Here is a 15,278-nt window from a genome sequence, read left to right as displayed (position 1 = left end):
ATCAATCATTAAATGTATGTAATTTTGCATATATGAATATTTTGTGATAAATTCCAAAATATCGTATAATTATCAATATTTTTTCAGACATTATTCAATAAAAAAAACACGAAGACTCTTAAGTCTTCATGTTTTTTATACATGTTATTACACTTGTGATTGAATTAATTACTAAAATCTTTTTAATCGTAAAAAATCAATTATTTTTAGGCTGATAGCCGTACCTAATCTTTTACAATTTACTTATTCTTTTTGTTCTGTAATATTAAATTTTGAAACCAATTCCGTTAATTCTTCCACCTTTTCTTTCATTTTGTTGGATTGGATTGATATTTGTTCAATTGATACGGCCTGTGATTGAATTGAATTTACAGTTTGAAGAGTCTCCTTTTTCACATCCGTTGCAGTTTCAGAAACTAGCGAAAGAGAAGCATTTACTTCTTCTGTACCAGCAGACATCTCTTCTGTCGCTGCGGATACTTCTTGAATTTGACCTGTAATCTTATCAATATCTCTCATAATAGACAAGAAGGTTTGATTCGCTTTGTAAGCAGCTTCTTTTCCTTCTACTGCCTTTTGTTGTCCTTTTTGCATGACATTAACTGTATCTTGGGTATCTTTTTGAATGGATTTTATTAAATGATTAACTTCTTTTGCAGATTCTTTAGATTGCTCAGCCAAGTCTCGAACTTCTGCGGCAACCACTGCAAATCCTTTCCCATTCTCTCCAGCACGTGCCGCTTCAATAGCGGCATTTAAGGCAAGAAGATTCGTTTGTTCGGCAATATTAGTAATTGCAGCGAGAGCTGTATCAATCTGTTGTGTACGTGTAACAAGTTTATTTATTACTTTTGATGTTTCCTCGACAACATCATGCACACTATTCATTTGAAGAATAGAGTGATTTATCACTTCACTACCGATATTTATTCGTTCTGTAGTCGTTACTGCTACCTCAGCGACTACTGCTGAAGATTCAGCTACAGTTTGCACCCCGGTTGTAATTTCTTCCATTGAGGATGAGCTCTCCTGAATACTAGTTACCTGTCCTTCTATTTTTGTTTTTACTTCTAAAACAGTCTGTACAACCTCATTTGAAATACTAGACGCTCGATTTGTATCTTGTAATACACCCTCCGTAGTAAAAATAACCTCTTGTGTTGTCATCTTAACATTCGCAATTAATTGTTGAAGGTTATCTAACATACTATTAAAAGACTGAACAATATGCCCTAATTCATTATTTGCTTTATAAGGAGTACGTGTTGTTAAATCTCCAGCTGCTACTTTTTCCATATCATTTTGTAGTAATGCAAGTGGTTTTCGGATAGTTAATTTAATAACATATCCAATTAATATAATTATTAAAATTGCTAAAATCGAAATACTAACAAACATTATCATTGTATTTTGAGCACTATTATTATTTTCCTTCTGTAAAAGCTCTGCATTATTACTATTATATAAAATCAATTCACGAATTGATTTTTGCATATTAGGTTCAATCTCTTTTAGATAATATGCATATGCTTCCTCATTATTAGACTTCCCTAATTCTTGTGCTTTCTTCATTTGAGTCCTTAATTCATTAAATGTTTCATGAAACGTGTTATATAATTCTTTTTCTTTAGTAGAAATAAGTTTAGCCTCAAACTGCTTTAAAAGATGATCATTTTCCTTACGAATCCCATCCATTTCTCTTATTAATTCGTTCATTCTTTTTTCATCTTTTGATAACATTATTTCCATAAAGTTCATATTAACGTGATAAAAATTAGATTCTACAATTCCAATCCACTCAATTGGCAGTAAATTATCCTCATACATATTAGAGGAAGTACTTTTCCCTCTTTCTAACCCCCAAAACCCTATTAGGGATAATACTATACATGCAATACTTGATATAGTTATTAATATGTTTAGTTTTGTACCAATCTTACTGTTTCTTAATAATCCCAATTCACTTTCTCCATTCTAATATATAGTTTAAGTAATGTATTTTATACCAAGAATCCAAAAATTACGATGTTTATTTTGTAATATGTAATTTTGCATATCGTCCACTACTGATTCAAAATAACCTAACATTGTAATTTTCGTTTTCCAAAAATTCATGATCATGAACACATCTCATTAATTCTTGAACTTCTTACCCAAAATATCCGCATATACTGTGGCACCAGGGAAAACCATCACTGGTATGATATATAAATTACGCTTCCATACAAGACTAGCTTAAAAATATTTTTCTTATTGCTCATTTTTCTATTCCCCCTCTATTAGAAGTACTCCTAGCACATCACACTAATAAAAACGATAATATTAAAAAATAAGGAAAGACATAATACGTATGTCTTTCCTCTAAAATTGTAATACTCAATATGCTCTTGGCTCTATTTGATTTTCCATTTAAATCCTCACATATCTTTCTTTATAATATCTCCTAACTCCATCCAATTTGTAATACGCGGGATATTGAGATATTGATTGTAAGAAGTAGTTTTTGCATATACATTTATCGGTTTTCCTATTAACGTTTCTAAAACAGCCGGCTTATCATCAAAGAAATAGTTTAATTTTATTTCTTGTATAAAGTGTATTTTTTCTTCATCCTTCATTCCATAGAAAAAGCGATCTTCATGTACCGGAAATCCTTTTTCTATTAACCATTTTTTTGTTTGCTCTCCATGCTCTTTAGGTCGCGCCGTTATATAGTAAATTTCATGTCCCTGTCTTTCTAATTCTTGCAATGTCTCTACAGCATACGGAAACGGTGAACAAGAAGTATAATAAATCTCATCCAGCAAACTATTCCACATATGACCGCCTTCCTCGGAAGTCATGCCAAATGCTTCATGAATTTCAATTGTTTTTAAAGAATGGAATACATCCAACCCTACTTTTTTGTTTAATTTCTTATTATATAAATGAAAAGCATGCTGCCTTAAATCAATTAGTGTATCATCGATATCAAATCCAAACTTCACTCTTCATCGCTCCTTTCTGCAATCCATTTATCGGAACATATAAGTAGTTTTTATTCCCCTTATTGCTCATCTTTCCGATATGCTGGATAGCCAATAAATCTATAATCTTTTCCAATCTGGGTAAATGATATATCCTTAAATTCAATTGCATCTTTCATTTTAGTAATACCAGTCCCCTCTACAAAACTAGGCGCCAATCTACCTCCAATAATTTTAGGTGCGAAATATAAAATAATTTTATCCATTAGTTTATTTTCAATAAACGAAGCATTTACTTCTCCACCACCTTCAATAAGTAGGGAGGAAACTCCTTTTTGTCCTAAAACATCAAGCATTTCATGTAAGTTTATATGCTTTTCTCCGCTAGTAACAAATACTTTAACTCCTGCATTTTCTAATGCTTTCTTTTTTTCCTCTGCATGATTACTTGTTGTAAATATCCAGGTAGGAGCTTCTCTATCTGTAACAACGTTAGCTTCCATCGGTATGCGTAATGTCGAGTCCAATATTACTCGAATTGGATTTCGGCCATTTGGAATACGCGTTGTCAATGATGGATTATCCTTTTGAACAGTATTCGCTCCTACTAAAATAGCCGCATTTTCGTTTCGTATTTGGTGTACTTCTTGTCTTGCTTCTGTAGATGTAATCCACTTACTATCCGATAAAGACGTAGCGATTTTCCCATCTAATGTAACTCCTGATTTAATCGTTACAAATGGGCGCTTTGTCAAAATATATTTATTAAAGACTTCATTCATTTTTTTAGATTCTTCTTCACACACTCCTACAAGTACTTCAATACCTGCATCTTGTAGAATTTTAATTCCACGTCCAGAAACAAGCGGGTTTGGATCAAGTGTAGCAACTACTACCTTCTTAATTCCTGCTTGTACAATTGCTTCAGCACAAGGCCCTGTTCTACCATGATGAGAACAAGGTTCAAGAGTTACATAAATTGTACCACCACGTGCCTGTTCTCCAGCCATACGTATCGCATGTATTTCGGCATGTGGTTCTCCGGCCTTCATATGTGCTCCGACCCCTACAATTCGATTATCATTTACAATTACAGATCCAACCAATGGATTTGGAGTCGTTTGTCCCTTCATAGCCTTGGCATTTTCTAGTGCTAGCTTCATATACAATTCATGCTCAAGCATGTAAGTGTCCCCCTTCAAAATGTCCAGAACGCTGAATCTTCGTTTGCAAATATTTCTCATTAAACTCTGAGACATCACCCCATAACGGTTCACGACTCGTAACATTTAATCCAGCTTTTTGTAACGCTTCTAATTTTTTCGGATTATTTGTAATAAGTTTTACAGGTTTTGAGCGTAGCGCTTTTAATACTTCAATTGTATCATCATAGTTTCGAACATCATCTTCAAAACCTAGGTTCAGATTAGCTTCTACTGTATCTAACCCATTTTCTTGCAAGAGGTACGTCATAGCTTTACTAAACAAGCCAATTCCTCTTCCTTCATGATTCGCTAAGTAAAATAAAGCACCTGAACCATGTTCTGTAATCATTTGTAAAGACTGCTTTAATTGGAATCCACAGTCACAACGTTTACTACCAAAGATATCACCGGTGTGACAAATACTATGCATACGAATTAGGGCATCTTCAGAATTCTCAAAATCACCATATACAAGTACACTAGATTGCTGCATATCAGCTAAATTAATAGATGAGAGTTTTTCGATAATTCCTTCTACACTATTTGTAACCTCACTACATTGTAACCAAGAATACCATTGAAAAACTTTAGTCTCCCCATATAAATTAATTGGCAATTTGATAGGGCCTACTAAATAAATATCCTTTCCATCTTGATGTATAAATTGAATTTTATCTTCTAACATATGAATTGTATCTGTTGTAACCATTAGGTACCTCCTAGTATAGAGAATCTCTAAAATTCTCTTCCATTGTTATATTTTTTATTGTTTAACTTACACAACGTAAGTGTTTTTACAGATGCTATTCTTTTTTCTCTCAGCTTATATGCAATATGTATCATTACAACTTTGGCCATTTAAAGAAAAGAGTTTTAGTTACATAAAACAACTTAGTTACTTTATGTAAGTGAGTATACATTTGTAATCAATTTACGTCAAGTAATTAATTATAAAAACATTTGTTACTAATAGTAAGATGTTATATAATTTATTTTAGGAGGTGAAGGAAAATGAATGATTCTACATTATGCCCTCGCTTTGAAAAAGGAATGAAATTTTTTAGTCAACGATGGACAGCACTAATTATTTACCAACTTTTTTCTGGATCTCAGCGCTTTTGTACACTTGAATCTTCTCTTCCTGTTAGCGGAAGATTACTTTCAGAAAGATTGAAAGAATTAGAACTAGAAGGAATTGTCGAACGTAAAGTCTTTCCTGAGACACCAGTTCGTATAGAATATTCTTTAACTCAAAAAGGATTTGCTTTAGAAGCTATTATTCGCGGAATAGAAGAATGGTCACAGGAATGGATAGAACTTGAGGAATAACATAAAAGCTTTTTCGTATATAGTTTTAAGTAATCAAATTACAGATACCTATTATTAAAACGCTAATTTTTCAAGCATTTATGAAAAACTAGCGTTTTTTAATAAATAAAATGTAAGAAATAAAGCAAGGTGATCAAAACGATCACCTTGTTCCCTTACAGATTAAAATAGTGTTTTAAAATCTTTTATTCATACATACTCGATTAATAAAAAAAACGAATAAGCTTTTTTATTAATAAACAGTTTTATTTTTACAATACAGTTAGCTTCCCCTGCTATTTGCGGACAGTAAGACCACCACTGATTAAATTTCTATTTTATTACATTCGAATATTACTTATGAAATTTCACACGCTCTTCAAGTGGTTGGAATTCTTTTTCACCTGGTGCAGCTGTTGGATTACCAAATGGCATTTGTGCAATTAGTTTCCAATTAGCAGGGACATTCCATTCTTGTTTTACCTCATCGTCAATTAATGGATTATAATGTTGTAATGATGCCCCTAATCCCTCTGCTTCTAAACCTGTCCACACGACTAATTGGTGCATACCTGATGCTTGGTGTGACCAAATTGGGAAGTTTTCAGCATATGCAGCAAACTTTTCTTGAAGCGATTTAACGATAGCCTCATCTTCAAAGAATAATACTGTTCCATAACCAGCTTTAAAAGAATCCATTTTTTGTTGCGTTCCTGAAAAGTCTCCATCTCCAACTACTTTTCTTAATGTTTCAGTGGTAATATCCCATAATTTATCATGAGCTTCACCAAATAATACAACTAATCGTGCAGTTTGAGAATTGAAAGCGGATGGAGTATATTTCACAGCAAACTCCACGATTTCTTTAATTTTTTCATCCGATACTTGTACCTCTTTATTAATCCCATAGTAAGTACGTCTTTCTTTCAGTGCAGTATAGAAATCTTTTGTCATAATTCCGTTCCTCCTAAGTTTTAATATTCTTCAAAATGATACATCTCGAAGATAGTATGCGTTTAAATGAGTTCATTTTTGAATCATTGAACTTCCTAGCACCCATTGCCAGTCATTCTAAATCTAAACACACTGCTTCCTTCAGTTTTCCTAAAAAAAGCCTTATAACATCATTCATAAAATCTAATCATCATTCGGTACTATTTTACCCATTCTCTATTCATGTATCCTGCTTGTTTCATATTTACACAAATATGAAATGTAGCTACTTTAATCACCAAATTTCACATTAATTTAGAGCATCTTCAATTACAGCAATTTCGCTCACTCGAACAAAACGACGCAATTTAAAGAACATTGCAAAATTAAGTACTACCTGTAAAAGAACCCTCTTAGCCGACTATAAGAAAAAATAATAAAAAGCCAAAAACGAACAATAATATGTTCATTCTTGGCTTTTACTTAACCATCACATTTATTTTTACTATTGCTTCAAATGATTTTTAACTGCCCTTATTACCAATTCGTGATCTTCTTCTGGTGGTAATCCTGAAACTGTTATCATTCCAATAACCCCTACGTTTTTTATTCTGATAGGAAAACATCCACCAAACGCAGCGTATTCTGAAGTATCTAAAAGATATTTTTCATTATAGGAGACCCCAGTTATTTCACTTTGTATCTGCATATAATACGAGCTACGATCATGCAGGGAAACGACTCGTTTTTTACGCTCAATCCATTTCGTATTTTCCTCATTTGTCCCTGTCATCTTGAAATGAAATAATTGCACACCATTTTTCGTTATATCAACAGCAATCAATTTCCCCTCTTGCTTTGCTGTTTCAACGATAAATAAACCTAGTTGCAAGGCATCTTCATTTGTAAAAGAGGAAAATTGAAGTGTTTCCTCCTCTTTTAAAATTTGTTTACTTATTTCATTCAAATTTGAAGTACTCATATCTTTAACCTCCATAATTGTTTTATGCCACACCGACATGTTTTCGAAATTATTAGGCCATATAGTACAACCTTTCAATCACACTGATTCTAAATAAACTACTGTAACATTTTTGATAACTAGTAGTACCGTAAAGCTTGTTTTCTTCTTACTGGTGCTATTATGAATGACATTCAAAGTTATAAAAAGTACTATTCTACTTATCCCTATCTTACAGAGACTATTATGAAATATATTTAACATCTTAAAAATGTATGTACTAAAGAATAATATTTTTAATCACTAACTTTTTTGATCAATCGTTATAATCCAATTTCATCAAAATTTTTATCAATTATTACACTATCCAACAATAGGAGGAAACAAAGATGGATGAAAGTATATCCAAAAGCTGAAAAGCAGTTGAGTCCCTTGAGGGAATAGTTATAATTCACTACGTATAGAAATAGACATACAAAAACGCCATCCTTTCCTATAATTCTAAAGAAAGAATAGCGTATTCTTTTCAAAAATGAGTTCTTTTATTGAGAAACTTTGATTCTATATCATACATAAAAGGGCAACCAGTGCTAAAACAGCTGGAAATCCTTGTTTCACAATAATCGATTTATTAGATGTGAAACCTCCGAAAATAGCTGCTATCACCACACAAATCACGAAAAATAATTGGACCATATAACCAATTGGATTGAGCCCAAGTACAAGTCCCAAAATGAGACCAGCCGCTAAAAATCCATTATATAAACCTTGGTTTGCAAACATAATGGCTACGTTTCGATCTCCTTCTAAATGCTTCGGTAATTTGAAAGCACGTTTCGCTACTTTTGAATCAATAAAAAACATTTCAAGGATCATGATAAACAAATGTTCTAATGCTACGATCCCGACTAAAATAGCTGCGATTATTTCCACACTATTCTGCCCCCTACACTCTCTATTCTTTAATATTCTCTACATTTTTTTGCATCTGTAATAGAACATGAATAAGTATTTTTCGTTCTTCTCCACTGATATTTACGAACATTTCCTTCATAAAAAGTTCCTTTTCTTTCTTGTTAAAATATTAATTGATATATCAATTATTGATACATCAATTAATATACATCTCTCTTTTTATTTTTGCAAGTTTTTTTGCTCAATTGGTTTTATTTTGTTCCAGCAACTTTAAACCAATTCAAAACATCAGTTCGCATTTCTAGAAATCATAATTACTTTAAGTTCATTCTGACAATCATATTTAACTACATATATAAAAGAATTGAGTTATATCTCCATCAATTTATAAAAATTAATTTTTTCTAAAAACAGATACTTTACGTTTTTTATAGTAATAAAAATCATTTTTGTTTCAGAGGCAATCCATTTTGTTAGCTTGATGGGCATAGGATAGTACCCATATGACGAACCAATTATCTTTCAAGAAGACGGCTAGAAATCTGGATTTGGCACAGGCGTTGCCTACTTCCGTGATCCAGATGGTACTAATTTAGAGCTAATTGCTCCAAAAGGTCCATTTAGACGTGATTAATTAAAATATATTAATACTGAAAAACCACCTTTATGAGAGGTGGTTTTTTGTTGCTAATGGTGAAGATTAATATTGAGGTCTGATTGAGACCTATTCCTTTTCCACATCTTTCATCATACCATCGAAAGAATAGTCTTATAGCTATTTCAAATATTTCGGCAGTACTATATCGCTAGCAAGCTAAAATTTCATGGTACTCAAAAAAAATCTGCTGAATCATAACCAAAAAGTTCATTTTATCATTTCGGGGTAATTCGAAATTCTTAAGTTGTCGGGCACGGGGTACAGCTGAAAAACAGTGTATATTCATTAACTTCAAACTAATTTTGATGTAACAAAATTTGTATTTATACCTTTTTAACGAATTCAGATTTTAATTTCATAGCTCCAAAACCATCAATTTTACAATCAATATCATGATCTCCATCAACTAATCGGATACTCTTTACTTTTGTACCAATTTTTACAACTGATGAAGTTCCTTTTACTTTAAGATCTTTAATTACTGTTACAGAATCACCATCGTTTAAAATATTTCCATTTGCATCTTTAATTACCTTTGTATCTTCACTATTTTCAGCTTCTAATTCTAAAGTCCACTCATGAGCACATTCTGGACAAACAAAAAGATTCACATCTTCGTAAGTGTATTCTGAATTACATTTTGGACAATTTGGTAAATTAGGCATATTTTTATTTCCTCCACTCGTTTTCGTTTATTCTATTAAATAAATATTATTTTTAATTTCCGTTTTTCGTTTAAATGTACGGAAAATATTCTCTTCTTGCTTTTTGATACTTATTTGTTGAATGTATAAAAAAACTACTTGTTCACACCTTGTAAAAAATCTTCTCCACATTCTCCAAAGCAAACTTTCTTCTTCTCTACTTTTTTAATAAAATGATTAAAAAAGTAGATTAACTCAAACAAACTTTGTATGTGAAGTGAAATTTTTAAAAATCTAATGCATTTTCTTTATTCTTTATTGTATTGATTTCCTGAGATTGCTGAGAAAGCCCTGTACATTCATGAAAAGCAAAATGCTTACACCCTATACATTTTTTTGTATTCAGATGTCCTAAAGCACAATTAATTGCTTCTCCGGTATGATTAAAAAAGTTTTCTTCCCCTATCTCAGCGTACAATCCATTCTTATCTAGATTGGCTTTTAGCTCTGATTGAATTCCAGAAATAAGAAGTACGCCACCTTGTTTTTTGAAGTGCTGAACAATATTCCTAAAGTAAGACTCTCCTGTGGTATCAATAAAAGGAACTTTTCCCATACGTAAAATTAAAACATTAGGTTTATAATGAATAGTCGCTAAAATATTTTGTTCAAATGTTTGAGCAGCCCCAAAAAATAATGGCCCTTCTATTGTATAAATGCTAATTTGTGGGCAATCATGAGCTTTATTTACCACATGTGGTAGCAATTTTTCATTTCTTTTTGTATGATCAGGAAGCACTTTTGATATGACAAGCATATTACTCATACGTTTTGTAAACAAAATAATAGCTAATATAAGACCAATCTCTACAGCTGTTGTTAAACTAGTAAATACAGTAAGTAAAAATGTTACCAATAATACAAGAGAATCTCCCGTCTTCATTTTAAGTATGTGATAAAAATGTTTCTGCTCGCTCATATTCCAAGCTACCACCATTAAAATCGGGGCCATACTAGCAAGTGGAATATGTGAAGCATATGGCGCTAACAGTAGAAGTGTAAATAACACAAATCCTCCGTGAATAACACCCGCCATCGGAGATACAGCTCCACTCTTAATATTAGTTGCTGTACGTGCAATCGCTCCAGTTGCCGGAATTCCGCCAAATAACGGGGTAACAATATTGGCAATCCCCTGACCGATAAGCTCTTTGTTACTGTTGTGTTTACTATTTGTCATACCATCTGCCACGACAGCGGATAAAAGTGATTCAATTCCACCGAGCATCGCAATAACAAATGCAGGACCAATTAACTGCTTTATACGTTCTAATGTGATTTCTGGTATATCAAAATGAGGAAGTGTATTTGGAATCGTACCATATGCTGTACCAATAGTAGGTACATAACCTGAGAAAAATACAGTTGCAATTACAGTTGAAATAACAACACCTACTAATGAACCAGGCACTTTTGGTAAAATCTTTGGTGTTATGAGTATAACAAAAAAGCAAATCAAAGCAGTTATAACACTATAAAAATTGGTAGTACTGATATGAGTGAAGAGTTCCTTCAAATTCGCTAGAAATTCCTCATGCTTTTTTATACCTGTTAAACCTAAAAAACTAGCAATTTGTCCCGTAAAAATAATAACAGCAATACCTGAAGTAAAACCAATTGTTACAGGACGTGGAATAAACTTAATTAAAGAGCCTAGCTTGAAGATTCCCATAAGACATAAAATAATTCCAGCTAACAAACCCGCGAGTAGTAAATTTTCGTATCCATAGGTAATTACAACTCCTAAAAGAATCGGAACAAAAGCACCTGTAGGTCCTCCAATTTGATACTTCGAACCACCAAACAGTGAAATGAGTATTCCAGCAATACAGGTTGTATAAATCCCATACTCTGGCTTAACACCAGAGGCAATAGCAAAAGACATAGCAAGTGGAATCGCAACAACTCCAACAATCATTCCTGAAAGAAGATCCTTTTGAAAATGTGCTAATGAATATCCTTCAAACCTTCCTGTAAATAACTTTCTCATTACAAACCCTTCTTTTCTATTTTTAATAGATCTGGATTACAAATGTATTTCTCGGTCCCTTATACAGAAAATTGTCCTTTTCACAAAAAGAAAAACCATCCTAATATTTACTATATGTTTTACTTAAATGACACTCCAATTCACCTATATCTCCACCTTGTTGTACATAGGATTTCAATCTTTCTGCTAGACGTTCTCCGGCTCGACTATCTAGCTTCTTCGTATCAATAAACGATCTAATCCTTACCTTATCTGGAGTAATATCTCTACGAAACATTTGTCCTGGAATTTCACTCCAAAAACGATTCCATTCATCCAGTAATCCTATTTGATCAAATAAAAAACCTTGAATTCCACATAACCAAGCTGTACAAGCAGTATTTCTTTTTCGACATCCAACTCCATCTTGTAAATGTTGGCATGAAAAACAACAAGAATTTCCACTTTTTATACAAACTTCACAAACGTAATGAGCTCCTAATGAGCGAAATGTTTCAATCCCATGTTGGATGATATCTTCTTTCTTAACCTCAATACTCAACCTATCCCTCCTTAGCCATCATTTCACTTTCTGCTCCATCTAGCTCTTCTAACATTGAAATCGTATCGATTAAATGGTTGTTAAAAATCTTCCGTGCAACCACCAATAAATCCACAATAATAGGGTCTCGTAAAGAATATAAAACTCTTTTTCCATCTTTTCTACCAACAACAATGTTTTTTGAACGTAGTACACTTAATTGCTGAGAAACAGCTGAACCTTCCTTATTTAGAATATCTTGAATTTCGTTTACGCTTTTTTCACCTTCTGACAATAATTCTAAGATACCTATTCGCAAAGGGTGTGCTAAGGCTTTAAAGAAATCTGCTTTAAATTGTTGCATTTCGTTTCCCATTGAAATCCCTCCGTTACTTTTCCTCAATTTTCAAAAGTACCATATACATCTTCAAATGTTTGAATATGTATATAGTACTTTTAAAACCTCGAATTTTCAATACAAATTTTACAATATTAAATAAGCATCAAATAGAGATACTATTCAAATTCAGGTTCAAAATTTATTATCCAAAATAAAAGCGCCTAACATATTAGGGATATATAATACGTTAGGCGCTTGATATTTAAAATTTCTCGATTTAGGTCTTGATAATATTGGATGAGTATATAACCAAAATGCTAGATGACTAATATGAATAAACTTATTTGTAAAATTAATTCATTAGAATATTTTAAGAGCAAGTTTTGAAAAAAACTATTCAAAACTTGCTCCTTCTTTTCTCAGATCCAACTATTTTGATACTAAAACCAACAGTAGTGAATTAGAATAATGATTTAATACTTGCTAAGACAGTAAGTACACCTACAATAATAACAAATACGTTACTCATTTTCCCTTTGTATTTAGCTAGTACCGGCACTTTTTGAATCGCATACATCGGTAATAGACATAAGATAGCAGCAACTAAAGGACCGCTTAGAGAATCAATAAGTCCAAGAATACTTGGATTTGTATAAGCAACAAACCAGCATGATAATACAACAAAAGTAAGGATTATTGTCTTAATTGTTTTTTCTTCAATATCTTTTCCACGTGATTTACCGAACTTAATAATCATGTCACGCATTACTTCAAATGCTCCGATATAATGGCCAAGGAAAGACTTTGTAATAGCCACAAAAGCAATAATTGGAGCTGCAATAGTGATTACAGGCGAATTAAGCTCATTAGCAAGATATGAAAGAATTGATAAGTTTTGTTCTTTTGCCATTTTTATATCATCTGGAGTCAAGCTCAATGCGCTACTCCAAACGAAGAACATAACAACAGCGAATGTCATGATATAACAAACCTTTTGTATTTGCGCACATTTAGCATCAGTGGCTTCGATTCCATACGTAGCTCTCTGTTTCACAACAAATGATGAAATCATAGGTGAATGATTAAATGAGAATACGATGATTGGTAGAATCATCAATATCGTTCCAAAATAGCCTGTTCCTGTTGAAGCAGTTGAAACAGCTGAAAAACTAAGCATTGACGTATTCCACTGTGGAATTAAAGATATTGCGATAAAAAGTAGAGAAACTATGAAAGGATACACTAACATACTCATTACCTTTACAGTAATATCTTGACCAAAATTCAGTATAGCGATAAGACCAAGAACTAATACAAGTGATAAAATAGCTCTTGGAGGTTCTGGCATGTGCAATTGATGCACGATAAAACTACTTGCAGTGTTTGTAAGCGCAACCGAATACATTAGTACGATTGTATAAATTGAACCGAAATATACGATGTTAAAAATGATACTCGCTTTATTTCCGAAATACTCTCTAATTGTACCTGTGATCCCCTCATCAGCAGAATTAGAAGCGTATATCATTTTAGCAAGCGCCCTATGTGAGTAATACATAACTGGATATGCAAGTAATGTAATTAGTAGTAAAGATAATAAACCACCTGAACCTGCATTAATCGGTAAAAAGAGCACCCCTGCTCCAATTGCAGTTCCAAATAGACTGAGTGCCCATGTAGTATCCTGCTTATGCCACTTTTTCGGATCTGCATATTGCTCATTTTTTCGTGCGGTATTTTCAGCTTGAACTTCTATTTTCTTTGCAGTATTCCCGTTCATATAATAACTCCCCCTTGTATCTATTCCTGCATCTCTCTTTGCACCTAACAAATATTCCCTTTCTGGAAAATGAATTCCTTACAAGTTGCCCCACATTGTATGTCCTTCATCATAATGAATCCAAATTGAAACATTCGCTAATTAGCGTCCTAATATAATTGTTAGCGTTCACAAAAAAGTTTACTCGTAATATCCGCTCTTTATATAAAGACCCCTTAAGAGAACAATATAGAATAGACTTCATAAATACGTTGCAACATTTCTAATAACAGTGTATTACTTTAATGGTTTCTCTTTTTTACTTTTAAAAGTAATTTTAGCTAAACCGGCCTCTCTTCATTTGCGAGGCATTTCTTTCTCAATTCTATACATTACTTTCATAACTTCGGTAGCACTGATGATATTGCTCACACAAGCCACTGAAGCACATTACATACATTTCGCCTCTAATCACACACCTTTCTTACTAATAATCGCATTTTTTATATTTTCTCCAGAGATAATAAAATTTCTCTCGACGCCCTCATTATAACGTGTATATTTATAAAATTAATATTTTTATATTTTCAGAAATATTAAAGAGGAATAATTTTATATGGATAATATTTTACAGTTAGCATGTAGCCATTGTTTTTATCGCTTAAAGCTGAATTAGTTAGTAAAAAAATACAATAATACATTGTTTTTCTAGGTGACTTATTATAAAAATACTTATATCCCCTTTTATCAAAAAATTTTATTTTAAACATAAAAGATATTCTAATAAATAATTAATGTAGGTAAAAAGAAAAAAATCCCAAAATACAAAAACCAAATTTTAGGATATATATTATTAATATTGAATTCATATACAATTTAAAAAGCTACACTGAGCAAAAAACAAAAAAGCTGCCCCATATGGATAGCTTATTTAGTCGGGTAAGCGGGGGGCATCGCTGCCCCCAACTCCCCTCAGAACCGTACGTGACAGTTTCCCATCATACGGCTCAAGCCTTCTT

General features: G+C 32.4%; 14 protein-coding genes and 1 pseudogene. 2 read left to right on the top strand and 13 right to left on the bottom strand.

The window, feature by feature from the left end; all coding sequences use genetic code 11:
- Positions 1-243 precede the first annotated feature (243 nt).
- The 5 genes from QO049_RS16590 to QO049_RS16570 all read right to left on the bottom strand — a co-directional run bounded on the left by QO049_RS16590 (position 244) and on the right by QO049_RS16570 (position 4,880).
- Positions 244-1,959, bottom strand: a complete 1,716-nt coding sequence (locus QO049_RS16590) for a methyl-accepting chemotaxis protein (protein WP_284489333.1) — start codon at positions 1,957-1,959, stop codon at positions 244-246.
- A 27-nt stretch (positions 1,960-1,986) separates the two neighbouring features.
- On the bottom strand, positions 1,987-2,121 hold the full coding sequence (locus QO049_RS16585) for a hypothetical protein (protein WP_000605687.1): 135 nt from the start codon (positions 2,119-2,121) through the stop codon (positions 1,987-1,989).
- 296 nt (positions 2,122-2,417) lie between these two features.
- A complete protein-coding gene (locus QO049_RS16580; RefSeq protein ID WP_000668223.1) occupies positions 2,418-2,987 on the bottom strand; it encodes a 5' nucleotidase, NT5C type in 570 nt (189 codons plus the stop codon).
- A 59-nt stretch (positions 2,988-3,046) separates the two neighbouring features.
- Complete coding sequence (gene ribD, locus QO049_RS16575) at positions 3,047-4,150, bottom strand: bifunctional diaminohydroxyphosphoribosylaminopyrimidine deaminase/5-amino-6-(5-phosphoribosylamino)uracil reductase RibD (RefSeq protein ID WP_000889429.1); 1,104 nt, start codon at positions 4,148-4,150, stop codon at positions 3,047-3,049.
- Entirely contained in the window at positions 4,143-4,880 is a 738-nt protein-coding gene (locus tag QO049_RS16570) for a GTP cyclohydrolase II (RefSeq protein WP_000258865.1), read from the bottom strand. Before QO049_RS16570 ends, ribD begins: the two co-directional genes overlap by 8 nt.
- A gap of 302 nt (positions 4,881-5,182) precedes the next feature.
- Between QO049_RS16570 and QO049_RS16565 the strand changes: the two genes are divergently transcribed.
- On the top strand, positions 5,183-5,500 hold the full coding sequence (locus tag QO049_RS16565) for a winged helix-turn-helix transcriptional regulator (protein WP_001000104.1): 318 nt from the start codon (positions 5,183-5,185) through the stop codon (positions 5,498-5,500).
- Positions 5,501-5,833: 333 nt separating this feature from the next.
- Here QO049_RS16565 and QO049_RS16560 read toward each other — a convergent pair whose 3' ends face one another.
- From QO049_RS16560 to QO049_RS16550, 3 genes are all read right to left on the bottom strand, one after another.
- Positions 5,834-6,433, bottom strand: a complete 600-nt coding sequence (locus QO049_RS16560; protein WP_000158938.1) for a nitroreductase family protein — start codon at positions 6,431-6,433, stop codon at positions 5,834-5,836.
- 484 nt (positions 6,434-6,917) lie between these two features.
- Positions 6,918-7,433, bottom strand: coding sequence for a heme-degrading domain-containing protein (locus tag QO049_RS16555; RefSeq protein WP_002061924.1), 516 nt, complete (start codon positions 7,431-7,433; stop codon positions 6,918-6,920).
- Positions 7,434-7,934: 501 nt separating this feature from the next.
- Positions 7,935-8,306: a DUF1304 domain-containing protein gene (locus tag QO049_RS16550; RefSeq protein WP_098595183.1), complete on the bottom strand. Its 372-nt coding sequence runs from the start codon at positions 8,304-8,306 to the stop codon at positions 7,935-7,937.
- A gap of 481 nt (positions 8,307-8,787) precedes the next feature.
- On the opposite strand from QO049_RS16550, the pseudogene QO049_RS16545 reads away from it, so the two are divergent.
- Positions 8,788-8,922, top strand: a pseudogene (locus tag QO049_RS16545) (VOC family protein); the annotation flags it as partial.
- 347 nt (positions 8,923-9,269) lie between these two features.
- On the opposite strand, the gene QO049_RS16540 reads toward QO049_RS16545, so the two are convergent.
- The 5 genes from QO049_RS16540 to QO049_RS16520 all read right to left on the bottom strand — a co-directional run bounded on the left by QO049_RS16540 (position 9,270) and on the right by QO049_RS16520 (position 14,280).
- Entirely contained in the window at positions 9,270-9,611 is a 342-nt protein-coding gene (locus tag QO049_RS16540) for a zinc ribbon domain-containing protein YjdM (RefSeq protein ID WP_246960657.1), read from the bottom strand.
- Between the two features lie 265 nt (positions 9,612-9,876).
- Positions 9,877-11,640: a SulP family inorganic anion transporter gene (locus QO049_RS16535; protein WP_001228488.1), complete on the bottom strand. Its 1,764-nt coding sequence runs from the start codon at positions 11,638-11,640 to the stop codon at positions 9,877-9,879.
- A 100-nt stretch (positions 11,641-11,740) separates the two neighbouring features.
- Positions 11,741-12,181 (bottom strand): hypothetical protein, encoded by a 441-nt coding sequence (locus QO049_RS16530; protein ID WP_000021461.1) that lies wholly within the window; start codon positions 12,179-12,181, stop codon positions 11,741-11,743.
- A 1-nt stretch (position 12,182) separates the two neighbouring features.
- Positions 12,183-12,536, bottom strand: a complete 354-nt coding sequence (locus tag QO049_RS16525; RefSeq protein ID WP_000526189.1) for an ArsR/SmtB family transcription factor — start codon at positions 12,534-12,536, stop codon at positions 12,183-12,185.
- Positions 12,537-12,960: 424 nt separating this feature from the next.
- The gene (locus tag QO049_RS16520; protein ID WP_001014189.1) at positions 12,961-14,280 is read right to left on the bottom strand and encodes an aromatic amino acid transport family protein; all 1,320 of its coding nucleotides are present in this window, start codon (positions 14,278-14,280) and stop codon (positions 12,961-12,963) included.
- Positions 14,281-15,278 lie beyond the last annotated feature (998 nt).

The organism is Bacillus sp. RB3, assembly GCF_030164735.1.
Lineage (GTDB): Bacteria > Bacillota > Bacilli > Bacillales > Bacillaceae_G > Bacillus_A > Bacillus_A cereus.
This window is presented reverse-complemented; position numbering and strand designations above follow the sequence as displayed.

Excerpts from the sequence above, each read along its gene's own strand:
- QO049_RS16520 (WP_001014189.1), bottom strand. The coding sequence starts at position 14,280 with ATGAACGGGAATACTGCAAAGAAAATAGAAGTTCAAGCTGAAAATACC.
- QO049_RS16555 (WP_002061924.1), bottom strand. The coding sequence starts at position 7,433 with ATGTCGGTGTGGCATAAAACAATTATGGAGGTTAAAGATATGAGTACT.
- QO049_RS16535 (WP_001228488.1), bottom strand. The coding sequence starts at position 11,640 with ATGAGAAAGTTATTTACAGGAAGGTTTGAAGGATATTCATTAGCACAT.
- ribD (WP_000889429.1), bottom strand. The coding sequence starts at position 4,150 with ATGCTTGAGCATGAATTGTATATGAAGCTAGCACTAGAAAATGCCAAG.
- QO049_RS16570 (WP_000258865.1), bottom strand. The coding sequence starts at position 4,880 with ATGGTTACAACAGATACAATTCATATGTTAGAAGATAAAATTCAATTT.
- QO049_RS16565 (WP_001000104.1), top strand. The coding sequence starts at position 5,183 with ATGAATGATTCTACATTATGCCCTCGCTTTGAAAAAGGAATGAAATTT.
- QO049_RS16585 (WP_000605687.1), bottom strand. The coding sequence starts at position 2,121 with ATGATCATGAATTTTTGGAAAACGAAAATTACAATGTTAGGTTATTTT.
- QO049_RS16560 (WP_000158938.1), bottom strand. The coding sequence starts at position 6,433 with ATGACAAAAGATTTCTATACTGCACTGAAAGAAAGACGTACTTACTAT.
- QO049_RS16525 (WP_000526189.1), bottom strand. The coding sequence starts at position 12,536 with ATGGGAAACGAAATGCAACAATTTAAAGCAGATTTCTTTAAAGCCTTA.
- QO049_RS16540 (WP_246960657.1), bottom strand. The coding sequence starts at position 9,611 with ATGCCTAATTTACCAAATTGTCCAAAATGTAATTCAGAATACACTTAC.